Source organism: Geobacillus sp. 47C-IIb (assembly GCF_014679705.1).
Classification (GTDB): Bacteria; Bacillota; Bacilli; order Bacillales; family Anoxybacillaceae; genus Geobacillus; species Geobacillus thermodenitrificans.
The window spans coordinates 212,663-237,492 of the sequence record NZ_CP061473.1 but is presented as its reverse complement, the minus strand read 5'-3'; the positions used below and the strand labels follow the sequence as shown (position 1 = coordinate 237,492).

Genomic DNA, 24,830 nt, shown 5'->3' with positions numbered 1-24,830 from the left:
AAGGACTTGCATCAGTGGCTGAATGAATATGGGAAGATTTCATTAACAGTTAACCAGTTCAGAGCATGCATTGCGCTCATACGGTTGCCAAAATCGTTAGGAAAGGGAATACTGGATTTTTGTTTGAGAGTTTGACGGCATTGATTATTCTGTCTAACGAGTTTCCCCTCCAAGACGGGGATTGGATAGAATTTCAGACCCTGAGATTGGGATATTGTCCAATGTAGTCAAATTGTTGGCCTAACAAGTGTTGGCCGACAAAAAATAAAGTGTAAATGTATGCCATTCTTCGAAAAAGTGACATTCTATCTTTTTAGGAGGGTTAGACATGGTCAAAATTAAAAATCCCATTTTAACTGGTTTTCATCCCGATCCGTCCATTTGCCGGGCGGGAGATGACTATTACATTGCCGTTTCGACGTTTGAATGGTTCCCGGGGGTGAGAATTTACCATTCGAAAGATTTAAAGAATTGGCGTTTAGTAGCGCGTCCATTAAACCGGTTAAGTCAATTAAATATGATTGGAAACCCAGATTCTGGAGGGATTTGGGCTCCGCACCTGTCATATAGCGACGGGAAGTTTTGGCTCATTTATACGGATGTGAAAGTCGTCGAAGGCCAGTGGAAGGATGGTCATAACTATCTCGTGACGTGTGATACGATCGATGGCGAGTGGTCCGATCCCATTTATTTGAATAGCTCTGGGTTTGACCCGTCTTTATTTCATGATGAGGACGGAAGAAAATATTTAGTGAACATGTATTGGGATCATCGAGTGGGACATCATCCATTTTATGGTATTGTACTTCAAGAATACAGTGTTGAACAGAAAAAATTGATTGGTGAGCCGAAGATCATTTTCAAAGGAACGGACCTACGAATTACAGAAGGACCACATTTGTATAAAATCGACGGTTATTATTATTTACTGACGGCGGAAGGGGGGACGCGGTACAACCATGCGGCAACGATTGCCCGATCAGCGTCACTGTATGGTCCGTATGAGGTGCATCCGGAAAATCCGTTGATTACGTCTTGGCCTTATCCGCGCAACCCGCTGCAAAAGGCTGGTCATGCTTCGATTGTCCATACTCATACAGATGAATGGTTTCTTGTGCATCTAACCGGCCGGCCGCTGCCAAGAGAAGGACAGCCGCTATTGGATCACCGCGGCTATTGCCCGCTCGGACGTGAAACAGCGATTCAGCGGCTTGAATGGAAAGATGGATGGCCTTATGTAGTCGGAGGAAACGGGCCTTCGTTAGAAATCGACGGGCCGAACGTTGAGGAAGTTCCGTGGGAAAGAGATTACGATGAAAAAGATGATTTTGATGGCGATACATTAAACCACCATTTTCAAACATTACGAATTCCTTTAGGAGAAGACATCGCCACCTTAAAAGCCCGTCCGGGACATTTGCGGCTATACGGAAGAGAATCGCTGACTTCCCGATTTACACAGGCGTTTGTCGCTAGACGATGGCAGCATTTTCACTTCATAGCGGAAACGAAAGTTGCGTTTCGTCCAACGACCATCCAACAATCGGCTGGGCTAGTGAACTACTATAATACGCAAAACTGGACAACGCTGCAATTGACATGGCATGAGGAAAAAGGACGGATCCTCGAATTAATGGCATGCGACCATCTTGTGGTTGAACAGCCCTTGCGCGGCCGAGAAATTGTTGTCCCCGATGATGTCGAGTATGTGTATTTACGAGTCAACGTACAAATGACCACGTACAAATATTCGTATTCTTTCGACGGGGTGGATTGGAAGGAGATTCCTGTCACCTTTGAATCATATAAACTATCAGACGACTATATCAAAAGCAATGCTGCGTTTACCGGGGCGTTTGTGGGCATGCATTGCCGGGACGGTTCCGGGCAAAACAATTACGCGGATTTTGACTACTTTTTGTACAAAGAGTTATAGAATACTTTGTTTATATGATAGACAAACAAATATGAAAGCGTTATAATAAAAACTAGCACAAGTCATTTTCACTATTCGTGATTAAGGGGGATCTAGACATGGCTTATTTTCCGAATATCGGCAAGATTGCGTATGAAGGCCCGGAGTCGCGCAATCCGTTCGCGTTTAAGTTTTACAATCCGGAAGAAAAAGTTGGCGGCAAAACGATGGAGGAGCATTTGCGTTTTTCGGTGGCGTATTGGCATACGTTTACGGGGGATGGATCGGATCCGTTTGGCGTTGGCAATATGATTCGTCCGTGGGACAAATACAGCGGCATGGACTTAGCGAAGGCGCGCGTCGAGGCAGCGTTTGAGCTGTTTGAAAAGTTGAACGTTCCGTTTTTCTGCTTCCATGACGTCGACATCGCCCCAGAAGGGGAGACGCTCAGCGAGACGTACAAAAACTTAGACGAAATTGTCGACATGATTGAAGAGTACATGAAAACAAGCAAAACGAAGCTGCTTTGGAATACGGCGAACTTGTTCAGCCATCCGCGCTTCGTTCACGGGGCGGCAACATCGTGCAACGCTGATGTGTTCGCCTATGCGGCGGCGAAAGTGAAGAAAGGGCTGGAGATTGCGAAGCGGCTCGGAGCGGAAAACTACGTGTTTTGGGGCGGCCGCGAAGGATACGAGACGCTGCTGAACACGGACATGAAGCTAGAGCTTGACAATTTGGCCCGCTTCTTCCATATGGCGGTCGACTATGCGAAAGAGATCGGCTTTGATGGTCAGTTTTTAATCGAGCCGAAGCCGAAGGAGCCGACGAAACATCAATACGATTTTGACGTGGCCACGGCGCTAGCATTCTTGCAAACGTACGGGCTCAAGGATTATTTCAAATTCAACATCGAAGCGAACCATGCGACGTTAGCTGGCCATACGTTTGAACATGAACTGCGCGTCGCCCGCATCCACGGCATGCTCGGTTCGGTCGATGCGAACCAAGGCGATATGCTCCTTGGCTGGGACACGGATGAATTCCCGACCGATTTGTATGCGACGACGTTGGCGATGTATGAAATTTTACAAAACGGCGGCCTTGGGCGTGGCGGCTTGAACTTTGACGCGAAAGTGCGGAGAGGCTCGTTTGAACCGGAAGATTTGTTCTACGCTCATATCGCCGGAATGGACAGCTTTGCGATCGGTTTGAAAGTCGCCCATCGCTTGCTGGAAGACCGCGTGTTTGAACAATTCATCGAAGAACGGTATAAAAGCTATACGGAAGGTATCGGCCGCGAGATCGTCGAAGGAACAGCGGACTTCCACAAATTGGAGCAATATGCGTTACAGCTCGGCGAAATTCGTAATACGTCCGGCCGTCTCGAGCGCTTGAAAACGCTGCTGAACCAATACTTGTTGGAAGTCAGCGTGCCGAGTAAAGCCCGCTTGTGAAAGAGGGATGAGCGTTGGAATATGTCATTGGCGTCGATTTAGGAACAAGTGCGGTCAAAGTATTGCTTGTCGACCGAAACGGGCAAGTTAGAGGGGAATGGACCGAGTCCTATCCCCTCTACCAGCCGCATTCCGGATATAGTGAGCAGCGCCCAGACGATTGGGTGGAGAAGACAATTGTAGCGCTGCGCCGCGTTTGGGAGACCGCCGGCATTTCTCCAGAGTCGGTCGTGGGATTAAGTTTCTCCGGGCAAATGCACGGGCTTGTGTTGCTTGATGGTGATGGGAACGTCGTTCGCAACGCGATTTTGTGGAACGACACGCGAACGACAGCTGAGTGCCGGGAAATTGAGGAGAAAGTTGGCAGAAAGGCGCTGCTCGCAACGGCGAAAAATGAGGCGCTCGAAGGGTTTACGCTGCCGAAATTGCTGTGGGTGAAAAAACATGAGCCTCATCTTTACGAGCGGGCGCGAACGTTTTTATTGCCAAAAGATTATGTCCGTTTCCGTTTGACTGGGCACATCGCGATGGACGTATCCGATGCAGCGGGAACGCTATTGCTGGATATCGAAAAGAAAACATGGAGCGAGGAAATTGCACGGGCCGTTGATGTCGATCTTGCCCTTTGTCCGCCGCTTGTCGAGGCAACGGCATTGGTTGGGACGTTGCGGCCAGATGTAGCAGAACAGACCGGGCTGCCGGCATCGGTGAAAGTATTTGCCGGCGGGGCGGACAATGCCTGCGGCGCGGTGGGCGCCGGCATTTTGGCGGAAGGGAAGATGATGTCGAGCATCGGCACATCCGGTGTCGTCTTGGCGTATGAACAAAGCGGTGAAAAAGATTTCGCTGGACGAGTGCATTACTTTAACCATGCCGAACCAGATGCCTACTATATTATGGGTGTCACGTTGGCGGCTGGGTACAGCTTTGACTGGTGGAAGCGGACGTTTGCGGAAGACGTGCCGTTTGCCGAGATTGTAACGCGTGCCGCTGAGTCGCCGATTGGCGCCAACGGCTTGTTGTTTACACCATACCTTGTCGGTGAGCGGACGCCTTATGCCGACGCCGATATTCGCGGGTCGTTCATCGGTGTTGATTCGGCACAGACGAAATGGGATTTTGCCCGTGCGGTTATCGAAGGGATTACGTTTTCACTGAACGAATCGGTTGAGATCATCAAAGCAAGCGGCAAAACGATCGATTCGGTTGTGTCCATTGGCGGTGGGGCGAAAAGCGCCGAGTGGCTGCAAATCCAAGCGGATATTTTCGGCATCCCAGTGGAAAAACTGAAAAACGAACAAGGGCCAGGACTTGGCGCCGCCATGATTGCCGCGTGCGGCGTCGGCTGGTTTGACTCGCTCAACCAATGCGCCGATGCGTTCAAACAAGTCGATGCCGTTGTTGAACCGCAGTCGGATGCCGTTGCGAAGTACAAAGAGCTGTTTTCCATCTATCGAGACGTATATCCACACACAAAAGAGATAGCGAAACGGTTAAAAGCGTTTCGGCCGTGACGACAAAACCTCCCCGAATCAATTGATGGTTTGGGGAGGTTTTTGTTTACTCAGGTAATCAGACAGGCTGACCCGCTAGGTTTGTCCAAGGAGAACTTGAAAGGTGAGAGCGAAACATGGACATTCGAAAAGAATTCGAAAATCTTAGATAGATTGATTGGCTAAGAGAAAGGGATTTTCTGCGCCAAGCACGAAAGAGTAAAGGGGAGTTAACTGAGCTAGGGTGGTTACTTATATGAGGGGAGAGATTAGCTATGTTCTCTACGCTTCCCGTCCCCATTATCCAAGCACCGATGGCAGGAGGGGTGTCAACGCCCGAACTGGCAGCGGCGGTGTCAAATGCCGGAGGGCTTGGATTTTTGGCTGGCGGGTACCAGACGGCGGAGATGATGAGAACGGAGATTCACAAGCTGCGAACATTGACGGACCGTCCGTTTGGAGTGAATGTGTTTGTGCCAGGGGAAACAACGGTCGATGAAGAGGCGCTTAGTCGTTATCGCGCTGTACTGGCGACTGAGGCGGAACGGCTCGGCGCAACAGTCGGAGAGCCGAAATGGGATGACGATGATTGGGAGGCGAAACTCGATGTGCTCCTTAAAGAGCGGGTACCGGTCGTCAGCTTTACGTTTGGTTGCCCGGAAACAGCGGTGATCACTGCCTTGCAAAAGGCTGGGGCGTTTGTAATCGTGACAGTTACATCGGTGGAGGAAGCCCAAATCGCAGCAGAAGCTGGTGCGAATGCCCTTTGTGTGCAAGGGGCAGAAGCGGGTGGTCATCGTGCGTCGTTTCGCAACGATCCGGAAAAAGATGAAGTATTGACGTTGTTCCCGCTGTTGGCCGATGTACACGCGTCGGTTCGTCTCCCGCTTGTGGCGGCGGGTGGGATCATGGATGGGTACGGTATCGCAGCGGCGCTTCAAGCGGGGGCGAGTGCGGTGCAGCTCGGGACAGCGTTTTTACGCTGTCCTGAGAGCGGGGCGCATCCGCTCCATAAACAGGCGCTTGTGGATCCGCGCTTTACCGAAACAGCGGTAACAAGGGCGTTTACCGGCCGGCCGGCGCGCGGGCTGGCGAACCGGTTTATGGCTGAATATAGCGATCTAGCGCCGGCGGCGTATCCGCAAGTGCACCATATGACAAAGCCGATGCGCGCTGCGGCCGCCAAGGTGGGTGACCGAGAGCGGATGGCGCTTTGGGCTGGAGAAGGGTACCGAATGGCGCGGGAACTTCCCGCGGGGGAACTCGTGCGCGAATTGAAGCGGGAGCTCGAGGAGGCACAGGGTCGCTAAATCAATCTTTGCATTCGGCTCTAGAAGAAGAGAAGCGCATTGTGTTGAGCGAGTTTTGGAATGACGCTGTTTAATCAACCAAATAGAAAGGGAGAGGAGAACCATGAGTGTAGCCCGCATTGTCTTTCCGCCGCTCAGCCATGTCGGCTGGGGAGCGCTTGACCAGTTAGTTCCTGAAGTGAAGCGGTTGGGAGCAAAACATATTTTGGTGATTACCGACCCGATGCTTGTGAAGATCGGCCTAGTCGATCAAGTGACGTCCCCGCTCCGTCAAGAAGGGTATAGCGTGCATGTGTATACGGATGTTGTGCCAGAGCCGCCGCTTGAGACAGGGGAAAAGGCAGTGGCGTTTGCCCGCGACGGAAAGTTTGACCTTGTCATCGGTGTTGGTGGTGGCAGCGCGCTGGATTTGGCGAAACTGGCGGCTGTTTTGGCGGTGCATGATGGCTCGGTCGCTGACTATTTAAATTTGACAGGAACGCGAACACTTGAGAAAAAAGGGTTGCCGAAAATTTTGATTCCCACGACATCGGGCACCGGGTCGGAAGTGACAAACATCTCTGTCTTGTCTTTGGAAACGACGAAAGATGTCGTGACGCACGATTACTTATTGGCCGACGTCGCGATCGTTGATCCGCAGCTGACCGTTTCCGTTCCACCGCGGGTAACGGCCGCAACGGGAATTGATGCACTCACCCATGCAGTTGAGGCGTATGTGTCGGTCAATGCGAGCCCAACATCGGATGGATTGGCCGTTGCCGCTATTCGGCTGATTTCACGCTCACTGCGCAAAGCGGTGGCCAACGGTTCGGACAAACAGGCGCGCATTGATATGGCGAACGGCAGTTATTTGGCCGGCTTGGCATTTTTCAACGCCGGGGTAGCCGGTGTGCATGCGCTCGCTTATCCGCTCGGTGGTCAGTTTCATATCGCTCATGGTGAATCGAATGCTGTGCTGTTGCCGTATGTGATGGGCTACATCCGTCAAAGCTGTACGAAGAGAATGGCCGATATTTTCAACGCGCTTGGCGGCAACTCAAGTTTTTTGTCCGAAGTGGAAGCGTCTTATCGGTGCGTCGAGGAACTAGAACGGTTCGTCGCCGATGTCGGCATTCCGAAAACATTGGGGGGATTTGGCATCCCCGAAAGCGCGCTAGAAAGCTTGACGAAAGATGCTGTCCAACAGAAACGTTTGCTTGCCCGCAGTCCGTTGCCGCTGTTGGAAGCCGACATCCGTGCGATTTACGAAGCCGCGTTTGCCGGGACGATCGTAGAGCCGCACAAGGCGTAAACCGTTGGGAAACAGGCGCTGCAAACGGCGCCTGTTTGTTATGTAGATTGAATATATCCTTGCACATTGGGGCCTTCGTTCTGTATGATCTGTTAAACCCATGATTCTTTAAGCAGGAATCCCTATGACATAACGCGAATCAATGGAAGGAAACGGTGGAGGGGGATGGTAGGAGATGTTTACAACGACGATTACGCCGCGTGTGTCGGAAACGGACGGTGTCGGTCATATTAACAATACGACCGTTCCGGTCTGGTTTGAAGCGGGGCGGCATGAAATTTTTAAACTGTTTACGCCGGATTTGTCGTTTCGGCGCTGGCGGATGGTAATCATCCGCATGGAAGTTGACTATGTCAACCAAATGTATTACGGACAAGATGTGACGGTGTACACTGGCGTTGAACGCATCGGCAACACGAGCCTTACGATTTATGAAGAAATTCATCAAAATGGGGTGGTCTGTGCCAAAGGACGGGCAGTGTATGTCAATTTCAATTTTGACACCGGGCGGCCTGAGCCAATTCCTGATGATATTCGAAGAAAATTACGTGAACATCTCTGGCAGCCGGGCGAGTAAATTAGCTGAAAGGAAATAACCCGTGGGAGCAAATGGACAAGAAGCTTGCTTCCTGCTCTATTCCACTGACGATCTCCCGTGAGCAATTTTCAGTGTGAAACGGTCTCCAGTCGCTGAGCTGGAGACCATTTCTTTTTTACATGTCGCGATGAACGATTCTGTAAGTCTATGAAAGACAGATGGCATATTGGCTGGCTCCTTTCGTTCCGGATGGTTGCGGCTGAATGTGTGACTAACGGTTTTGCAAAAAGCGGAGCAGTTCATCAGCTTGGCTGCCAACGAGTGCGATCAGCTGTTCAAACATGGCGTCGCGCTCTAAGTCCAATTCAATGATGCGCTTCGCCAGTTCGAGGGCTTGTTTGTCCATGCCGGCTTCCTCCTTCCGCGTTGTAAGCGGGATTGAATCGTTCATATTCGCGACGCAGTTCGGCCATCGTCCATTGCTCGAGTCGCTCATGGTCGTTAACCAAGCCGGACTGCATGAGCTGTTGAATGTAAAACTGTTTTTGCCGCTGTATGGCGCTTCGCATCCATTTTCCCATTTGATTCCCTCCGTGTTTTTTACCTTTACTATATCATCGCCTTCTTCAGTGTACAGCGAATGTGTTAAGCTCATTTACAAGAAATTTAAAAAATATGTTAATTTTATTTACAAAAGATAACGAATCGTATTCATTTTTTATATAATGATGTTAGAAAAAGTTACATTAAAGGGTGAGGAAAATGACGGTGAATCGGCAAGAAGAGAGTTACAAACATAAAAAAGTGATTTCAATCGGTATTGTCAGTGAACTAACCGGATTGTCGCCACGTCAAATCCGATATTATGAGGAGCGGAAACTCGTGTTTCCTGATCGATCGAAAGGAAGTCGCAAATATTCGTTTGCGGATGTTGAGCAGCTCATGAGAATCGCTGATCAGCGCGAGGAAGGCGTATCCACCTATGAAATTCGTCAAGAGATGACCAAAGAATTGCGTGAGCGGATGCTAAAAGGGCAAATGAATGCCCATTTTCGGATGCGTTCGTAAGGAAAGAGTCAAATGCCCAACATCCCCTCTTGCTTTATCATCAGAGAATCGAAAAGACCATCTAATTATACTCGTATGCTATAAAACAACAGCTAGAACATTTAGCGTTTTGCGCGCACAAGAAGGTGAGTGCGCGCTATTTTAGTTGTGGAAATGGGGAGGATGAAAATATTAATCTTTTTAATTAAATGACTAGACAAATATATTTAAATGTATATAATTAAAATTGAAAACGATAACATTTATTTCATTCAATACAAGGGGAGGAATGAATCATGAAACGAATTTTATTGGCATGCAGCGCCGGAATGTCAACGAGCTTATTGGTGACGAAAATGCAGGAATACGTCAAGTCGATTGGTGAAGAGGCAGAGATTTGGGCGGTCGGTCAAGATCAGGCGAAGAAGGAAATGGAGAACGCTGATGTCGTGTTGATTGGCCCGCAAATGAGCTTTTTAAAAGGGGAATTGCAAAAAGAGGCACAAAAATATGGCATTCAAGTGGACGTCATTGATATGGTGGCCTATGGGATGGCGGATGGAAAAAAAGTGTACGAACAAGCGCTGAAATTAATGGAGGAAAAATAAGATGGAAAAAGTGGACATACACCAACTCACGAATGAACAAATTGCTTTTCACATCATTTTGCATAGCGGCAACGCTCGCAGTAAAATTGTCCAAGCTATCCGTGAATACCGTTCAGGCCAAATTGAGGAAGCGGAACGATTGATCGAAGAAGCGGAACAAGAGTTAGGTGTCGCGCACGATGTCCATTTTCAACTTATCCAAAAGGAAGCGGGCGGAAAGCCAACAACGATCACCTTGCTTCTTATGCATGCGGAAGACCATGTCATGTCAACGTTGGCGATGAAAGAGATTGTGAAAGAGATGCTTGCTTTGTTAAAGGAGCGGAATATATAAAAAGGAGGGCTGTCAAATGAACGGTGCTTTATTTGAGAAATTGAGCAAAGTGCTCGTTCCGGTCGCTGGAAAGTTGAATAACAGTCGTTATTTGCAAGTGTTGCGTGATGCGTTTATGTTGGCGTTTCCGTTGACGATTTTCGGTTCGATCGCGGTCGTCATCGCCAACTTGCCGTTTTTAGATAAGATCATGAGCGAAAGCAGCCTGAATATGTTAAAAGACATGCTTGGTGTTGCCCCGAATGCGACAATGGGGGTGATGACGGTTTTCGTCGTGTTCGGCATAGGTTATTATTTGTCGAAAAGTTATGAAGTCGAGGGGATTTTTGGCGGCGCGATTGCTTTAGCTTCATTTCTCTTATTGACGCCGTTTGTGGTCCAAATAGAAGGAAAGGAAGCGGTGCAAGGAGTCATTCCGCTTGACCGTCTTGGAGCGAAAGGAATGTTCCTTGGGATGATTACCGCCTTTATCGCTGGGGAAATTTACAGAAAAGTTGTGCAAAAAAACATTACAATTAAAATGCCGGCCGGGGTGCCACCGGCGGTTGCGAAGTCGTTTGCGGCATTAATTCCGGCAGTGGTCACCCTGACCTTTTTCCTCGTCGTCAATATTATTGTAACACAAATGTTTCAAACAAACATGCATGATGTGATTTACAACGTTGTACAAGCCCCGCTTGTTGGTCTCGGGAGCGGCATTATTCCAACGCTGATCGCGATTTTTGTCACGCAAATTTTGTGGTTTTTCGGATTGCATGGGCAAATCATCATTAACTCGGTGATGGATCCGATTTGGAACACACTGTCGCTCGAAAACTTAAATGCGTATACAAAAACGGGGGAAGTTCCGCATGTCGTCAGCAAACAGTTTATTGAAATTTACACGGTCGGGATGGGCGGAACGGGAATGACGCTTGCGGTCATTTTTGCGATATTGCTCTTTATGAAGAGCAAGCAAATGAAGCAGGTAGCTAAGCTTGGGCTCGGACCCGGAATTTTCAATGTCAATGAACCGATCATTTTCGGTTTGCCAATAGTGATGAATCCGCTTGTTATCGTCCCGTGGATTTTGGCGCCAATGATCGTTACGTTGGTCACCTATTTGGCGATGTCCTCAGGGCTTGTGCCGCCTCCAAATGGTGTGGCGGTGCCATGGACCGTGCCGATTTTTATTAACGGTATTATGGCGACAAACTCGCTAGCTGGTGGACTATTGCAATTGGTCAATTTCTTGATTGTGCTCGTCATTTGGTTCCCGTTCTTAAAATTCATTGACCGGATGAACTTGCAAAAGGAGAGAGAAGAGGAACAAGCCTCTGCAAAAAGTGCATCATAACTACGCAGCAAACGAGGTGAATCACGATGGAACAACAATCGAAGCAGTCAATCACGTACCGCTTCCCTGCCGGTTTTTGGTGGGGAAGCGCGACGTCCGCAACGCAAATGGAAGGGGCAGCCAACGAGGGGGGGAAAGGGAAAAATATTTGGGATCATTGGTATGAAAAGGAGCCACATCGCTTTTTTAACGGCGTCGGCCCGTCAACTACATCAGATTTTTATCACCGCTACAAAGAGGATATTGCTTTGATGAAGGAGATCGGGCATAATTCATTCCGGTTTTCGATTTCATGGTCACGCTTGATTCCAAAGGGAATCGGTGAGGTCAATCCGGAAGCCGTGCGGTTTTACAATGCAGTCATCGATGAACTATTGGCGAGTGGGATCGAGCCATTTGTGAATTTGTATCATTTTGATATGCCGTTAGCACTGCAAAATATCGGAGGTTGGGAAAACCGCGAAGTCGTGGATGCATACGCCCGCTACGCCAGCATTTGTTTTGAGTTGTTCGGGGATCGGGTAAAAAAATGGTTTACCCACAATGAACCGATCGTTCCGGTGGAAGGAGGGTATTTATACGATTTTCATTACCCAAACATCGTAGACTTCCGCCGTGCTGTACAAGTGGCTTACCATACGGTGATTGCCCATGCCAAAGCGGTTGCTGCCTTCCGCAAGGCGGCCATCCAGGGAGGACAGATTGGCATCATTTTGAATTTGACGCCGTCTTACCCGCGCAGCCAGCACCCAGCTGATGTAAAAGCGGCACATATTGCGGATTTGTTGTTTAACCGGAGTTTCTTAGATCCGGCGGTGAAAGGAGAATACCCGCAAGATTTGATTGAACTGTTGGATGAACATGGCTTTTTGCCTGTAACGGAAGCCGGTGATCGCGAGCTGATCAAAGAAAACACGATCGATTTGCTCGGCATCAACTACTATCAACCGCGCCGCGTTAAGGCAAAAGAGCATCTCCCCAACCCGGATGCCCCGTTTTTGCCGGAGCGATTTTTCGATTATTATGCTATGCCTGGACGGAAAATGAATCCGTATCGCGGTTGGGAAATTTATGAAAAAGGCATTTATGATATTTTAATCAATATCAAAGAAAACTATGGAAACATTGAGTGCTTTATTTCTGAAAATGGCATGGGCGTCGAAGGGGAAGATCGGTTTCGTAATGAAAACGGCATGATTGATGACGACTACCGGATTGCTTTCATCCGCGAACATTTAAAATGGGTGCATCGCGCGGTGGAAGAAGGGGTCAATGTGAAAGGCTATCACCTTTGGACGTTTATGGACAACTGGTCGTGGACCAATGCCTATAAAAATCGGTACGGGCTCGTCGCGGTTGATTTGGACAACGGCTTGAAGCGAACGATCAAAAAAAGTGGCTATTGGTTTAAAACAGTCGCGGAAAACAACGGATTTTGAATGAAGGAAAAGGCGTCCCGGGGCAGCGGGGCGCCTTTTCTAGATTGAATGGATGAGGCAGCGTGAAAAGAGGGATGAGGGGGAAAGTCACACTGGCTATTGTGTAAACAGATGATTGTTCGTACAATGAAGATAAGATAATGGTGAGGGATGAAAATGATGCCAAAGTATGAACAAATTTCAAATGAAATACGTAGGCGAATTAAAGAGGGGATGTATTCTCTAGACGAGCCGATTCCTGATGAAATCTCGCTCGCTGAGGAGTTTGGCTGCAGCCGGATGACTGTAAAACGAGCACTTGATGTGCTTGTGTCCGAAGGGCTGTTGTATCGAAAGCGCGGTCATGGCACATTTATTGTGAAATCCGCGATGCTTAACGGGCTAGTGAACGTTGTCAGCAACGAAACGCTCGGCTTAACGAGCTTATTGGAAGGACGAAAGGTGACAAGCCATATTATCACCTTTGAAGTGTTGTTTCCCACTGATGAGGTGGCTTCGCATTTGTGTATTGATGCAAACACACCGGTGTATCACTTAATCCGACTGCGCAAGGTCGATGGGGAGCCGTACGTCATTGAACGGACGTATATGCCTGTCCATTTGATTTCGGGACTCAATGAAACGGTGCTTCATGGCTCGATTTATCATTACATTACTCATGAGCTTGGGTTAACCATTGCCGGATCGCACCGAAAGATTCGTGCCGATAAACCGAACGAGCTTGATCGGCAATACTTGCAATGCGCGCCCGATGATCCTGTGTTGGAATTGGAGCAGGTTGGCTTTTTAAACAACGGCAAACCGTTTGAATATTCGTTTTCCCGCCATCGGTATGATAAGTTCGTGTTTGTCACCGTCAGCACCCGTCGCTAAAAGGCGTCTGCCCAGCTGCTTTGAGGCAGGCGCCTTTTTCTATATATGGAAGAGGCGGTGAAGCCAAAGCGGTTACGACTTTTGCCGGGACGGCACGGCCGCTAAAAAGCGCTCGTAAATGACAAGCGCCGGATCGGCTGGGGAGAGTGCGCGGTGATAGTCGTCCATCTTGGCAAGGCAGCGGACAAGAGTTGGCGAGTGTAGCATGGAGATGATAGCTTCCGACAGTGACGGGAGTGAGCGCCAATGGCGGAAATCGAAAACGAGCCCGTCGTCGCACAAGAGACGAAAGTTGATTTCCTCCTGCCCAGGCAACATCGCATAAATAAACGTTGGTTTTCGCTTGCAAAGGCATTCGCTTAAGGTGACGCCGCCTGGCTTTGTGAGTACAAAATCGACTTCGTCATAAAGCGCACTCATTGCCGCAGGAGATGAAATGTAACGGAGCGGAAGGAGGCGCGGATGGTTTTTCTTCTTCAACCGCTCATACAGCTGTTCGTTTGTGCCGCATAACACATAATAGTCAACCGGATCATCCGGTGCGATTTTACTTAAAAGCCGTTCCCAATCGCCAAGACCTAGGCTGCCGCCGCTAATGAGCCCGGTGTAGCGGGAACGCGCCGCCGGTGCCGCCGACCGGACGGAAAACACTGGGTGAACGGGAATGCCGGTAACGACGATCCGCTCGCTTGTTACTCCTTTTTCTTCTAGTTTTGCCTTCATGGCCGGATGACCGACAAAATGGACATCAATGGCTGTTTTTCCCCATAAATTATGGACAAAATAATCAGTATACACGTTGACGACGGGAACATCGATTTCCCCACGTTGCTTAAGAAGGTCGAGCAAATATGATGGAAACGCATGAGTACAGACAATCAGCGCCGGCGTTAGGCGACGGATCAGTTGTTTCAGATGGCCGCCAAACAGCCACTCATAAGGTGGGAAGGACGGCGGTTTGGATGAGGGATGCAAAACGGAACGACGATAGGCGATGCTGTATGCTTTAGGAACATGACGAATGCAGCGCAAATAGAGGCGGGAAATCCACTGTTCTTTGGCGCCAAGTCGCGAGGAAAGCAATTCGATTTTTTCGCACTTCACGGCGCGATCGATGGACCGCAACCCTTCCGCCAGCGCCTCAGCAACCCGATGATGGCCGGACGGAAGCTGAAGTAGCGGGAGAAAAAGCACTGTTGTCATGATAATCACAACCTAGGCGAAAATTTGGAGTTTGATTTCAGTATGTGCGGCCCACGACCGGTTATGCGCCGGCGTGATGCGCCTTTTTTCCCCATTTATAATGTGTCGGCAAATGTTCCAAAATGTTAATACATAAGATATGAGATAAAGGAAGGATGCAGGCATGAAGGAAAAAGCGGTTGAATGTTTGTTGGCGATGTGGGGAATCATCGATCCGATTTATTACGCCTGTTCTCGACTCGAATACGCTGGTGAAGCGCAGGATGGACGCCGTTCCATTTTCCGCGTCCGCCCGCTCCAATACAAAGGGGAGACGATCCATCTTTCGGACGGAACGACGATTGCGGCGAATGATTGGCTGTTGAAAATTCATCTCCACAACGTCCGGCTCGTGCGCGAACTGTTTCGATATGACAGTGACATTAAAAAAGGGCGCTATATTCTTGAACAAGTCAAATCCGGCTTGCCGTATGTCGCCTACCATCTTTATCACCATAAACATTCTGAACGGATGAAAGGGATTATTGGCATTACGATGCTAAACAAAGGATGCGAACGGCTCGGATTTGAAACGGTGGATATTGCCAATCCGTTGTATCGTTGGTTCAAAACAATGACGCTCGTGCCGATGATGGCGGTGGCTCGACCTGGTTTGTCGCCATTTGGCCGTCCGCCAAAATATTTGTTGATGTCGAAAGAAAAGCTGTTTTCCTTATACGGTTACCATCTTATCCACTAACTCCCTCTTTCTTCTCTCCTCCGTTTCACTATAATGGTTATCGAGGGAGGAGAGAAGACAATGGCGTTCTTGTTGATCATTCTATCATTCTTTTTGTTGTTGGCTTTTGGTCTGCGAAAAGCACACCGCAACACGTATGAAGCGGTTTTGCATAAAGTTCAGGTCGGCAGCTCGGAGGATGGGAACGGTGCTATCCGCATTTTACAGCTGTCTGACCTTCATTTAGAAAAGTTATCCATTTCTCCGGACGATTTATACGAAAAGCTTAGAGGGGAACCGATTGATTTCATTGCTTTGACCGGTGATTTCCTAGACCGTGAAGCGAGCATTCCTAAGCTCGGTCCGTATTTGACGGTATTGAAAAAGTTGCAGCCAGCTTATGGCATGTATGCGGTGTTCGGCAACCATGATTACGTGCTTCAAGGCGAGCCGTTTGAGCGTTTGAAGGCGACGCTTGAGGAGCATGGCTGCATCGTGCTGCAAAACGAAATGAAGACGATTACAGTTCACGGTCAAACCGTTAATATTATCGGCATTGATGATTTTTACACGAGACGCAGCGATATGAAAAAGGCGTACGCCGGCGTGAAAGACGGCATCAACATAGTATTGACGCACGATCCAGACATCGTTCCGCATATGGGTGCCTACCATTTTGATTATTTGCTTTCCGGTCATTTCCATGGCGGGCAAATTCATTGGCCTAAGCCGTACCATTTGGCAAAAATGAGTAAAACGCTCACCAAGCGGAACATGATTAAAGGCTATCATGAATGGGAAGGAAAGCCGTTTTATATTAATGAAGGGCTCGGGCAAACCGGAGTGAACATCCGGGTTGGTTCAAAGCCGGAAGTGACCCTTCACTTGTTGTCGTTACCGTCTGTTGCGCAAAGCGAAACAGTCAAAGCTGTCTAAAAGGCAGCTTTTTATTTTTTTGGACCGATTTCATAAACGTGCGACAAGGCGAATCGTTCCTTAGCATGACCGTAGTTCTGATCATGAAAGCCCCGCAGATGTCGCTAGAGCAAATCGTTTCGCCATTAGGGAGATTCGAATCCAGTCGTCTATGTATGAAGGTGATCCTGTCGTTCATCGCTGTTTCTTTTTGGTTAGTCATGTTGCGGTCATCCCCCCTTCCCATGGTAAACTAAAGGAAAAGAAAGAGGGGAACAGCGATGGGAGAGGCGGAACGACAGCTTAATGAGCTTCGCCAATGGCAAATGGATGATGCTGTGGCGCAGCTTGAGCATCTGAACGAGCGACTTGCTTTGGAAGACGCGTATTATCGCGCCGAAGAAGACCGACAGGCGCGCGAACGGTATTACCGTTATGTACCGTTTGATGGGGACGGATTGATGCTGTTTGTCCGTTACCACGAGCTGGTGGCGCACACCCATAAGCGACGGTTGCCGTATTTTTTCAGCAAAGACGAGTATTTGTACACATGGGTTGACTTGCAGCCGGATGGGACGGTGCGCAGTTTGTATTCCGGCGAGCGAAAAGATCCGAAAACGTTGATTGTCCAAGATGTCGAAACGATGAAACGACGTTACGATGAGTTTCGCCAACTATTAAAAAAAGCGAAACATGGGCCGGGTGATGTACGCGAGCGAGTGAAAACGATCGAGAAGCAATGGAAATTTAATGCTGAGCATGTCGTGCCGCAGTCATGGTTCGGTGCCCGTGAACCGATGAAAGGCGATTTGCATCATTTATTCGTTTGCCAGCCGGAATGCAATACGCTTCGGTCGAACTTCCCGTACGCTGATTTTCCATTTTACAATCCGGAAGATCCAGGCGAGCAGATCCAGAACCGATGCGGCGTCGCCCATAACGGTTATTTCGAGCCGGAGTACGGCAAAGGGACGGCGGCACGGGCGATGTTGTATTTTTTGCTCCGTTACCCGAAGGCGATTGAGAAATCGTTTCGGCGTAAAATCGACATTCCACTTCTTGTCCGGTGGCACGAGCAATTCCCACCGACGGTATATGAATACCATCGCAACAGCGCCATTTTTTTCATTCAAGGCAATCGAAATCCGTTCATCGATTTTCCTGAATTGGCTAGGCGGATCGTGTTTCCGTTTGAACGGATGTTATAAAACGAAGTTGAAGGCGGATGTCCGCCTTTTTGTTTTTTTTTCAACGTGTACATGATTGTCAAAGAAACGTTAGACCGCTGGTGGCGAGAAGGAACGTGAGTGGTGGCGGGCATAAAAAAGCTGTCTCCGAAAGACGGTCGTTCACTTCAGGAGACAGCTTTTTCCTTGCTGCTAGACAAAGTGTGAGAAGTTAAGTGGAAATCGTTTTGTCATTCGCTGTTTGGTGGTTTGCTTGTTTGCGGAAGTATGTCGCGACGATCGGACCAGAAATATTGTGCCAGACGCTGAAAAGGGCGCTCGGAACGGCAGCGAGCGGCGAAAAATGGGCGGTCGCCAAGGCCGCACCAAGCCCAGAGTTTTGCATGCCAACTTCGATGGAAATCGCCTTTTGCTTTGGCGGCGACAGGCGAAACAGTTTGGCAAACCAGTACCCAATCAACAAGCCCAACCCGTTATGGGCAACGACAATAAGAAAAATAAGGAGTCCGCTTTTGGCAATGGCTGCTTGGTTTTGCCCGACGACGGCAGCGACGATAGCAACGATGGCGATGACAGAAACGAGCGGCAATGCCGGGATGCACGCTTTTACTTGCTTTTGGAAAAGTGTTTGCGCGATAAGTCCTAAAAGAATCGGAATCAGTACGACTTTGACGATCGACCAAAATAAAGCGGCAGCAGATACGGACAGCCATTTCCCGGCTAAAAGCAAAATGAGTGAAGGCGTCAAAATCGGCGCTAAAATCGTAGACACAGAGGTGACGGCAACCGACAGCGCCGTATCTCCTTTCGCCAAGTATGTCATGACGTTGGATGCCGTTCCGCCCGGGCAACAGCCGACTAAAATAATGCCGAGCGCCACTTCGCGCGAAACCGGCAAAAAGTAGGCGAGCAAAAACGCAATGAGCGGCATGATGAGAAATTGGGCAATGACGCCGATGAGCACATCCAGCGGGCGCTTGAATACTTCTTTGAAATCGTTCGCCGACAGCGTCAACCCCATGCCAAACATCACAATCCCCAAGAGCGGCACAATATACGGGGCGATCCACGTAAACGCGCTTGGAACGAAAAAGGCAAGTGCGCCGAAGAGAAGCACCCAAATCGCAAACGTATTGCCGACAAAGTTGCTGATTCTCCCGATTGTGTTCACTGCATTTCCTCCTTGAGCAAAGATGGGAAAGATATACAAGAAATTATATATATTTTTTCGAAAAGTTCAACTAATCTTGCAGAGAATTTTGAAAAAATGTTGACAATATAGAATGATTGTGAAAAAAGTCACTTCCTTTTTCTTTGGTTATGCTATGATAGGAATTGAGAAAAAGAATCATTCTTGACACAAATGAGAATAGACAGGGAAATAGGGGGAAAAGACGATGGTGCTGACCGATTTGCATAAAGGAGAAACGGCGGTCGTTGTCCGCTTGGCCGTTGAGCATGAGGCACTGAAACAGCGTCTTCTTCATCTAGGGGTTAAAGAAGGAAAAATGGTGCGGGTGAAAGCCGCGATGCCGTTTGGCGGCCCGGTAATGGTTGAAGTCGATGGGCAGGCAATCGGCTTACGGCGCAAAGAGGCGTCATCGATTGAGGTGAAATAAATATGTCGTACGTAGCGCTGTTTGGTAATCCGAATACTGGCAAAACGTCATTGTTTAACTGTTTAACCGGCTCTTATGAATATGTTGGCAACTGGAGCGGGGTGACGGTTGAGAAGAAAGTGGGAGTGCTTCGCCAACACGGCGTGCCGGTCGTTGATTTGCCCGGCATTTACTCGCTCCAGCCACTGTCCCGCGATGAAGGGGTGGCGACCGATTTTTTATTGACCGAGCCGTGTTCGGCGATCGTTAATATCGTTGACGCGTCGCAACTTCAGCGCAACTTGCATTTGACGGTTCAGTTATTGGAATTTGGCCGGCCGCTCATCATCGCTTTGAACATGGTGGATGTCGCGGAAAAACGCGGCATCAAAATCGATGCAGTCAAGTTGTCGCGTCATCTTGGCGTCCCAGTTGTTCCGGTCATCGCTCGAACGGGGAAAGGGGCAAAGGAATTAGAGCGTGCCATTTTGTCGGCGAAAGATGGACACCATTCCCGCATGTTCATTGACTATGGCGTCGAAGTGGAACGTGCGATCCGCCGCATTGCTGAGCAACTGCCGGATGACGTGCCGGGAGATAAGCGCTGGATGGCGTTGCAATTTTTAGAAGGAAACGAGCGCCTTGCCGCCTATTTGCGCGACCGCTTCGATTTGTCACCGCTTTTGGCGATCCGCAAGGAAACGGAACAGGCGATTGGTTGTCAGGCGGCGAAACATATTTATGAAACGCGCGACCGATGGATCAGCGAAACGATCGCTGCTGCGGCCATCGAGTTTAAGCCAAAACCGCTCACGCTGACGGAAAAAGTGGACGCAGTGGTGACGAACCGCTATGTTGGTTTGCCGATTTTTTTGGCGCTGATGTATATCGTGTTTATGTTGACGTTCAACTGGCTCGGCACGCCGCTTGCTGATCAACTTGACACCTTTTTCTCTGGACCGCTCACCGATTGGCTGTCGCGCTTGCTTGATTGGGCGGGGGCGTCGCCATTTATCGAAGCGCTTGTGTTAGACGGCATTGTCGCTGGGGTCGGCGGTGTACTTGTGTTTGTACCGCAAATTTTCATTTTGTTCTTTTTCATTTCTTTGCTAGAAGACTCCGGGTATATGGCACGCGTGGCCATGGTGATGGATCGGTTGATGGAAGCGATCGGGTTAAACGGCAAAGCGTTTATTCCGATGATCATCGGCTTTGGTTGCAACGTTCCTGGGGTGATGGCGGCACGCACGATCGAGCAGCCGAAAGAACGGCTACTGACGATGTTGCTGTTGCCGTTTATGTCGTGTTCCGCCCGCTTGCCGGTGTACGCATTGTTTGCTGGAACGTTTTTTATTCATGAGCAGGCGCTTGTCGTCTTTTCGCTTTATGTGCTTGGTATCGTGGTGGCCTTGGGGCTCGCCAAGTTGTTTTCATCGACAGTATTCAAAAATGAAAGCTCGCTCTTTGTCATTGAATTGCCGCCATATCGCGTGCCGCAGGCGCTCACATTATGGCGCAGCACATGGGAGAAAGGGAAAGGATTTGTCCGTAAAGCCGGAACATTTATTTTCGGCGGTTCGGTGGCCATTTGGCTGTTGACATATGTTGGACCGCACGGAGTTGGCGTTCCGATGGATGATAGTTTGCTCGCTGCGATCGGCGGTTTGATCGCTCCGCTGTTAGCGCCGCTCGGTTTCGGTGCTTGGCAGGCAGGGGCCGCGTTAATCACCGGCTTTTTGGCGAAAGAAGTCGTTGTATCAACGATGAATATTATTTACCACGTCCGTGAGGCAAACGGTCTCGAGCAGATGATTGCCGCCCATTTCACTCCGTTATCGGCACTCAGCTTTATGGTGTTTGTTCTTTTATATACACCATGCTTAGCGACGGTGGCGACGATCCGTAAAGAAACCGGATCGTGGAAATGGACGCTGCTGTCGATCGGCATCGCCTTAACGGTCGCTTATATGATTTCATTCCTTGTCTATCAAGTTGGAATGATGTTTCACTTTCAATGAAAGGGGAGAGTGTGATGATTGCTAATATCATCATTGGCGGGGCGATTTTCGCCTATGCCGGGTGGGTGTTGGTTCGCCATGTGAAAAAAAGCGCCAAAGGGACATGCGCAGCGTGCCATTTGGCCGACCGTTGCTCTGGCAGCTGCGGGCCAGAGCGGTAAGATTGATGGGTGAACGGGTTCCTGACGGTGATAGGAATCCGTTTTTTCTATTTTTGGAAAGAAGACTCTCATTTGTATAGGGCATCATTAACAATAAGCCGGAGACATAGGCGGCCAGTCGGTTCAACGAACGGCTCGTTTCTCATCTTTATTGTGAATCTCTGTTCTAGCGTAAGTGGAAACAACGAAACGGTGAAGGGAATGAAGATCACCTAGCCGCCTGCCATGGTGAAGCGCGCCCAAGAGCTTCTTTACAAGCGCTTATGTAGATGGGGGAGTGTTCCATAAAATAGTTATTTTTTTATACTTCTTTAGATACATATCGTGCTGTTTTTTGTCATTTTTTTGTTTTGAAAAATGACGAAAATAGAGGAAATAAGACGGTATTGATTAAAATTTGTTTGCAGTTAGGACGAACGGACTATTTACATGGAATAAAAAAAACGGTAAAAATAGAAGTGAGGATAGCAGTTTAGAAAAAAGAGAAAATTCTGTTTATCAAGGGGACAGCATTATGGTTTACGATGGAATCATTTTGTCGTTGTTGATCGGCTGGTTTCGCGGCGGAAGCCTGAAAGGGTTGGCCAACATGAAATTGCGCTTCGGTTGGCTGTTCCCGATCTTATTGGCGGTGCAGTTTGTGGTCTTTTTCCTGCAAGAGCGGGTCGCATGGATCTCGAGCATGAGCAACGGCATTTTTCTCCTCGTCTACATCACCGGGCTCGCGTTTTTATGGCTCAACCGCCATCAGCCAGGGTTTCCGGTCATCTTCGCCGGCGTCTTGCTCAACTTTATCGTCATGGCCGTAAACGGCGGACGGATGCCGGTCTCGATCGAAGCCGCCCAATTTCTCGGCCGCGAATATATCGAAGCGTTAAAAGCCGGTCTGTACGGCAAGCACCAGGCGATCACATCGGATACGCTTCTGCCGTTTCTCGGCGACATCATTCCGCTGTCTCCACCGTATCCGCGCCAGCAAGTCATCAGCATCGGCGACGTCGTGATGAACGTAGGGGCGTTCTTGTTCATCCAGCATCTGATGCTCAGCGCACCGCGGCATGGGGCAGACGATGCTGAGAAAGAAACAACGGCCGCTCCTGCGAATCAATAAATAAAATGTTAAGGGGGAAAAGGACATGAAATCCAAAGTAAAACAAGTATTGATCAATTTGTTCATCCTTGGTTCGGTGATTGTGGCGTTGACGTCGGGGTTTAAACTCATTGAGTAGAAAATAATAATGTTGATCTATATAAGTTGCAATTTTGTTTTACATGGCATTGTTCGCTCTTCTTGTCACCGTGCCAGCTTGTTAGGTGATAAAGTAAAGACGGGACATGGAGGTCGGAAATTCTTTATTACAACCTATATAATAAAGAGGGAGGCGATACTCCTTCTTTAAAATTTTTTAGCTGAGAGTGATTTTGTATGGTTTTTGAACGGTTAAAAAACAAAGAAAAACTATATACTGTTGTTGTCTCTCTTTTAGGGATGTGTATATTTGCTACAGAGGTTGATATCCATTCTCAATCCTTAAAAGATTGGGTTTTAGTATATATATTGACTGGTTCTGTCGTTTTGTTGAATCTTTTTCCTATTATCTTGCCCCCTAAAGCTAATTCTTTTCAATGGATTCTGCTGTTTACTTGGCTACCCTGTTTTTATATGGATTGAACTTTACGTTACAGGTTCTTTTTATTTTTAGTTTGATAGAATTGTATCGTAATCAACGAATGTCTGCATGGAGACATTTATTTAATTTCTCAATGTATTGTTTGATGATATCAGGTGCTTATTACTCATTTTTATTCTTCGATGGGAATATTGGGAAGATAAATGTCCATCATTTACTTCCTTATTTGATTAGTTTGCTAGTTTATTTTAGTATTAATGTATTATTGATTTTTCTTTTCTTCTATTTCATTGGACAAATATTTAAAGGTGCTCTAGAGTTAGGCGTCTTAAAAGAGGCGTGTGTTGGTTATTCAGTAACATTGCTTCTTTCAATGGTTTTAGCCATTTTATTGTCGGAAGAGAAATATTTTGGCTTGTCCTTATTTATTATTTTAGTAACGATATTGTCTATTGTTTTTAGGGAATTTTTGGAATTATACCAGTTAGTATCCAACCGCGCCAACAGAGATCACCTCACCGGCCTATACAACCACGGTTTTTTCAAAGAAACGCTCAAGGAGCAGTTTTCCGACTGCAAGCTGTTGAAACAGCCGTTGACCTTGGCATTTCTGGATTTGGACGATTTTAAAAAATACAATGACCGGAACGGGCATTTGCAAGGAGATCGTTTGTTGGCTTTTTTTGGGAAGCTGCTGCAAAAAGCGGTGGAAGGGACGAACTTCACGGTCGCCCGCTATGGCGGCGAAGAGTTTGCCATTTTAATGCCCAACACGACGAAAGAAGACGCGTACGCGTTTTTAAACCGGTTGCGCAAAGAAGTGAACGATACATATTTTGACGGCGTCGAGCATATTCCGTATCGTTGCCTGTCGTTTTCGTGCGGCATCGCCGAGATGGAAAAAGATATGCATGAAAGCGATGAGCTCATCCACCGCGCCGATCAGGCGCTTTATTACGCGAAGGCGCAAGGGAAAAACAACGTTCAGTTGTATGATAAACATAATATGTGCTTGGATGAAATTAAGTTTAAACAAGACTTGGAAGCGCTCGAGCAACAAGTGAAATTCTTTCTTTCGAAAGATGTCTATACATACCGCCATAGCAAACGGGTGTTTAAATATGCACTTGAATTTGGCAGCCGCCTTGACGAATTGACGGTCCATGAACGGCAGACGCTTGCCCTGGGAGCGATCATTCATGACATTGGAAAAATCGAAGTGCCCCGGGATATTTTAAATAAGTCCGGAAAATTGGAAAAGCACGAATGGGAGATCATCCAAAAGCACGTGGCGTGGGGGCGCGAGATTGTAGCGGCGGAGAAGCGGTTTGATGAGTTGCTTCCGCTTGTCGAGCTGCATCACGAACGATATGATGGGAAAGGGTATCCGTACGGGCTGAAGGGGGAAGAAATCCCGAAATTGGCCCGCATTTTGTGTATTATCGACTCATTTGACGCCATGACGACCGAGCGGCCGTACCAGCCGACGAAAACGTTTGAAGAGGCGCTTGAGGAAATCGAGCGTTGCGCTGGGACGCAGTTTGATCCCGTGTATGCGGCGAAGTTTGTCGCGTTTGTGCGCGAGCGTTATTTGCCGCTAGCTGAGATGCAACAACTGAATTGAACAAGGGAAAGGACACTTGCCGGTGGCAAGTGTTTTTTGTTTTTCACCGTTTTGCCACGCTTTTGCCAAATAATGTTCACTGATCTTGGAAATGAAGTGACTTTTTGCACAGGGGAGGTCAAGGGCGGGTGGCT

The 24,830-nt window shown here is 48.4% G+C and carries 23 protein-coding genes and 1 pseudogene; 20 read left to right on the top strand and 4 right to left on the bottom strand.

Translation table 11 applies throughout. The features are described 5' to 3' along the window. Positions 1-328: 328 nt before the first annotated feature. The 6 genes from IC804_RS01185 to IC804_RS01160 all read left to right on the top strand — a co-directional run bounded on the left by IC804_RS01185 (position 329) and on the right by IC804_RS01160 (position 8,043). Positions 329-1,936 (top strand): glycoside hydrolase family 43 protein, encoded by a 1,608-nt coding sequence (locus IC804_RS01185; protein WP_008880081.1) that lies wholly within the window; start codon positions 329-331, stop codon positions 1,934-1,936. A gap of 98 nt (positions 1,937-2,034) precedes the next feature. Next, on the top strand, positions 2,035-3,372 hold the full coding sequence (gene xylA, locus IC804_RS01180; RefSeq protein WP_008880082.1) for a xylose isomerase: 1,338 nt from the start codon (positions 2,035-2,037) through the stop codon (positions 3,370-3,372). 14 nt (positions 3,373-3,386) lie between these two features. After that, on the top strand, positions 3,387-4,886 hold the full coding sequence (xylB, locus tag IC804_RS01175; protein ID WP_008880083.1) for a xylulokinase: 1,500 nt from the start codon (positions 3,387-3,389) through the stop codon (positions 4,884-4,886). A 254-nt stretch (positions 4,887-5,140) separates the two neighbouring features. After that, positions 5,141-6,175 (top strand): NAD(P)H-dependent flavin oxidoreductase, encoded by a 1,035-nt coding sequence (locus IC804_RS01170; RefSeq protein WP_081157471.1) that lies wholly within the window; start codon positions 5,141-5,143, stop codon positions 6,173-6,175. A gap of 103 nt (positions 6,176-6,278) precedes the next feature. After that, complete coding sequence (locus tag IC804_RS01165; RefSeq protein ID WP_008880085.1) at positions 6,279-7,466, top strand: iron-containing alcohol dehydrogenase; 1,188 nt, start codon at positions 6,279-6,281, stop codon at positions 7,464-7,466. A gap of 175 nt (positions 7,467-7,641) precedes the next feature. Next, positions 7,642-8,043 (top strand): acyl-CoA thioesterase, encoded by a 402-nt coding sequence (locus IC804_RS01160; protein ID WP_008880086.1) that lies wholly within the window; start codon positions 7,642-7,644, stop codon positions 8,041-8,043. 232 nt (positions 8,044-8,275) lie between these two features. Here the strand turns inward: IC804_RS01160 and IC804_RS18785 are convergent, their stop codons facing one another. After that, positions 8,276-8,410, bottom strand: coding sequence for a hypothetical protein (locus IC804_RS18785; protein ID WP_008880087.1), 135 nt, complete (start codon positions 8,408-8,410; stop codon positions 8,276-8,278). Further along, positions 8,370-8,585, bottom strand: a complete 216-nt coding sequence (locus tag IC804_RS01155) for a Fur-regulated basic protein FbpA (protein ID WP_078172629.1) — start codon at positions 8,583-8,585, stop codon at positions 8,370-8,372. The genes IC804_RS18785 and IC804_RS01155 overlap by 41 nt, the downstream gene beginning before the upstream one ends. A gap of 181 nt (positions 8,586-8,766) precedes the next feature. On the opposite strand from IC804_RS01155, the gene IC804_RS01150 reads away from it, so the two are divergent. The 6 genes from IC804_RS01150 (at position 8,767) to IC804_RS01125 (ending at position 13,641) form a co-directional block, all read left to right on the top strand. Further along, positions 8,767-9,072 carry a MerR family transcriptional regulator gene (locus IC804_RS01150; protein ID WP_029761251.1) on the top strand — a complete coding sequence of 102 codons (306 nt, stop codon included), beginning with the start codon at positions 8,767-8,769 and terminating at the stop codon, positions 9,070-9,072. Positions 9,073-9,347: 275 nt separating this feature from the next. Further along, positions 9,348-9,659 (top strand): PTS sugar transporter subunit IIB, encoded by a 312-nt coding sequence (locus IC804_RS01145; protein ID WP_008880090.1) that lies wholly within the window; start codon positions 9,348-9,350, stop codon positions 9,657-9,659. A 1-nt stretch (position 9,660) separates the two neighbouring features. Beyond that, positions 9,661-9,993 (top strand): PTS sugar transporter subunit IIA, encoded by a 333-nt coding sequence (locus tag IC804_RS01140; RefSeq protein ID WP_081157472.1) that lies wholly within the window; start codon positions 9,661-9,663, stop codon positions 9,991-9,993. A 16-nt stretch (positions 9,994-10,009) separates the two neighbouring features. Next, the gene (gene celB / locus IC804_RS01135) at positions 10,010-11,329 is read left to right on the top strand and encodes a PTS cellobiose transporter subunit IIC (RefSeq protein ID WP_081157473.1); all 1,320 of its coding nucleotides are present in this window, start codon (positions 10,010-10,012) and stop codon (positions 11,327-11,329) included. Between the two features lie 26 nt (positions 11,330-11,355). Next, positions 11,356-12,768, top strand: a complete 1,413-nt coding sequence (locus IC804_RS01130; RefSeq protein ID WP_081157474.1) for a glycoside hydrolase family 1 protein — start codon at positions 11,356-11,358, stop codon at positions 12,766-12,768. 159 nt (positions 12,769-12,927) lie between these two features. Then, entirely contained in the window at positions 12,928-13,641 is a 714-nt protein-coding gene (locus tag IC804_RS01125) for a GntR family transcriptional regulator (RefSeq protein WP_029761257.1), read from the top strand. A gap of 72 nt (positions 13,642-13,713) precedes the next feature. On the opposite strand, the gene IC804_RS01120 is transcribed toward IC804_RS01125, so the two are convergent. Then, a complete protein-coding gene (locus IC804_RS01120; protein ID WP_008880095.1) occupies positions 13,714-14,844 on the bottom strand; it encodes an MGDG synthase family glycosyltransferase in 1,131 nt (376 codons plus the stop codon). 163 nt (positions 14,845-15,007) lie between these two features. On the opposite strand from IC804_RS01120, the gene IC804_RS01115 reads away from it, so the two are divergent. The 3 genes from IC804_RS01115 to IC804_RS01105 all read left to right on the top strand — a co-directional run bounded on the left by IC804_RS01115 (position 15,008) and on the right by IC804_RS01105 (position 17,685). Then, positions 15,008-15,583 carry a YkoP family protein gene (locus IC804_RS01115; RefSeq protein ID WP_081157475.1) on the top strand — a complete coding sequence of 192 codons (576 nt, stop codon included), beginning with the start codon at positions 15,008-15,010 and terminating at the stop codon, positions 15,581-15,583. 60 nt (positions 15,584-15,643) lie between these two features. Beyond that, the gene (locus IC804_RS01110; RefSeq protein ID WP_081157476.1) at positions 15,644-16,498 is read left to right on the top strand and encodes a metallophosphoesterase; all 855 of its coding nucleotides are present in this window, start codon (positions 15,644-15,646) and stop codon (positions 16,496-16,498) included. A gap of 260 nt (positions 16,499-16,758) precedes the next feature. Next, on the top strand, positions 16,759-17,685 hold the full coding sequence (locus IC804_RS01105) for an endonuclease I family protein (protein ID WP_008880098.1): 927 nt from the start codon (positions 16,759-16,761) through the stop codon (positions 17,683-17,685). A gap of 190 nt (positions 17,686-17,875) precedes the next feature. Here the strand turns inward: IC804_RS01105 and IC804_RS01100 are convergent, their stop codons facing one another. Next, positions 17,876-18,835 (bottom strand): bile acid:sodium symporter family protein, encoded by a 960-nt coding sequence (locus IC804_RS01100; protein WP_008880099.1) that lies wholly within the window; start codon positions 18,833-18,835, stop codon positions 17,876-17,878. Positions 18,836-19,061: 226 nt separating this feature from the next. Between IC804_RS01100 and IC804_RS01095 the strand changes: the two genes are divergently transcribed. From IC804_RS01095 to IC804_RS01075, 5 genes and pseudogenes are all read left to right on the top strand, one after another. Then, positions 19,062-19,283 carry a FeoA family protein gene (locus IC804_RS01095; RefSeq protein WP_008880100.1) on the top strand — a complete coding sequence of 74 codons (222 nt, stop codon included), beginning with the start codon at positions 19,062-19,064 and terminating at the stop codon, positions 19,281-19,283. Between the two features lie 2 nt (positions 19,284-19,285). Then, positions 19,286-21,280 (top strand): ferrous iron transport protein B, encoded by a 1,995-nt coding sequence (gene feoB, locus IC804_RS01090; RefSeq protein WP_081157477.1) that lies wholly within the window; start codon positions 19,286-19,288, stop codon positions 21,278-21,280. 14 nt (positions 21,281-21,294) lie between these two features. Next, positions 21,295-21,441 carry a FeoB-associated Cys-rich membrane protein gene (locus tag IC804_RS01085; protein ID WP_078172628.1) on the top strand — a complete coding sequence of 49 codons (147 nt, stop codon included), beginning with the start codon at positions 21,295-21,297 and terminating at the stop codon, positions 21,439-21,441. Between the two features lie 514 nt (positions 21,442-21,955). After that, positions 21,956-22,552 (top strand): DUF5317 domain-containing protein, encoded by a 597-nt coding sequence (locus IC804_RS01080; protein WP_021322452.1) that lies wholly within the window; start codon positions 21,956-21,958, stop codon positions 22,550-22,552. 378 nt (positions 22,553-22,930) lie between these two features. Further along, positions 22,931-24,696 (top strand): annotated as a pseudogene (locus tag IC804_RS01075) (diguanylate cyclase). Positions 24,697-24,830 lie beyond the last annotated feature (134 nt).

Excerpts from the sequence above, each read along its gene's own strand:
- IC804_RS01185 (WP_008880081.1), top strand. The coding sequence starts at position 329 with ATGGTCAAAATTAAAAATCCCATTTTAACTGGTTTTCATCCCGATCCG.
- xylA (WP_008880082.1), top strand. The coding sequence starts at position 2,035 with ATGGCTTATTTTCCGAATATCGGCAAGATTGCGTATGAAGGCCCGGAG.
- IC804_RS01170 (WP_081157471.1), top strand. The coding sequence starts at position 5,141 with ATGTTCTCTACGCTTCCCGTCCCCATTATCCAAGCACCGATGGCAGGA.
- IC804_RS01165 (WP_008880085.1), top strand. The coding sequence starts at position 6,279 with ATGAGTGTAGCCCGCATTGTCTTTCCGCCGCTCAGCCATGTCGGCTGG.
- IC804_RS01160 (WP_008880086.1), top strand. The coding sequence starts at position 7,642 with ATGTTTACAACGACGATTACGCCGCGTGTGTCGGAAACGGACGGTGTC.
- IC804_RS18785 (WP_008880087.1), bottom strand. The coding sequence starts at position 8,410 with ATGGACAAACAAGCCCTCGAACTGGCGAAGCGCATCATTGAATTGGAC.
- IC804_RS01155 (WP_078172629.1), bottom strand. The coding sequence starts at position 8,585 with ATGGGAAAATGGATGCGAAGCGCCATACAGCGGCAAAAACAGTTTTAC.
- IC804_RS01150 (WP_029761251.1), top strand. The coding sequence starts at position 8,767 with ATGACGGTGAATCGGCAAGAAGAGAGTTACAAACATAAAAAAGTGATT.
- IC804_RS01145 (WP_008880090.1), top strand. The coding sequence starts at position 9,348 with ATGAAACGAATTTTATTGGCATGCAGCGCCGGAATGTCAACGAGCTTA.
- IC804_RS01140 (WP_081157472.1), top strand. The coding sequence starts at position 9,661 with ATGGAAAAAGTGGACATACACCAACTCACGAATGAACAAATTGCTTTT.
- celB (WP_081157473.1), top strand. The coding sequence starts at position 10,010 with ATGAACGGTGCTTTATTTGAGAAATTGAGCAAAGTGCTCGTTCCGGTC.
- IC804_RS01130 (WP_081157474.1), top strand. The coding sequence starts at position 11,356 with ATGGAACAACAATCGAAGCAGTCAATCACGTACCGCTTCCCTGCCGGT.
- IC804_RS01125 (WP_029761257.1), top strand. The coding sequence starts at position 12,928 with ATGCCAAAGTATGAACAAATTTCAAATGAAATACGTAGGCGAATTAAA.
- IC804_RS01120 (WP_008880095.1), bottom strand. The coding sequence starts at position 14,844 with ATGACAACAGTGCTTTTTCTCCCGCTACTTCAGCTTCCGTCCGGCCAT.
- IC804_RS01115 (WP_081157475.1), top strand. The coding sequence starts at position 15,008 with ATGAAGGAAAAAGCGGTTGAATGTTTGTTGGCGATGTGGGGAATCATC.
- IC804_RS01110 (WP_081157476.1), top strand. The coding sequence starts at position 15,644 with ATGGCGTTCTTGTTGATCATTCTATCATTCTTTTTGTTGTTGGCTTTT.
- IC804_RS01105 (WP_008880098.1), top strand. The coding sequence starts at position 16,759 with ATGGGAGAGGCGGAACGACAGCTTAATGAGCTTCGCCAATGGCAAATG.
- IC804_RS01095 (WP_008880100.1), top strand. The coding sequence starts at position 19,062 with ATGGTGCTGACCGATTTGCATAAAGGAGAAACGGCGGTCGTTGTCCGC.
- feoB (WP_081157477.1), top strand. The coding sequence starts at position 19,286 with ATGTCGTACGTAGCGCTGTTTGGTAATCCGAATACTGGCAAAACGTCA.
- IC804_RS01085 (WP_078172628.1), top strand. The coding sequence starts at position 21,295 with ATGATTGCTAATATCATCATTGGCGGGGCGATTTTCGCCTATGCCGGG.
- IC804_RS01080 (WP_021322452.1), top strand. The coding sequence starts at position 21,956 with ATGGTTTACGATGGAATCATTTTGTCGTTGTTGATCGGCTGGTTTCGC.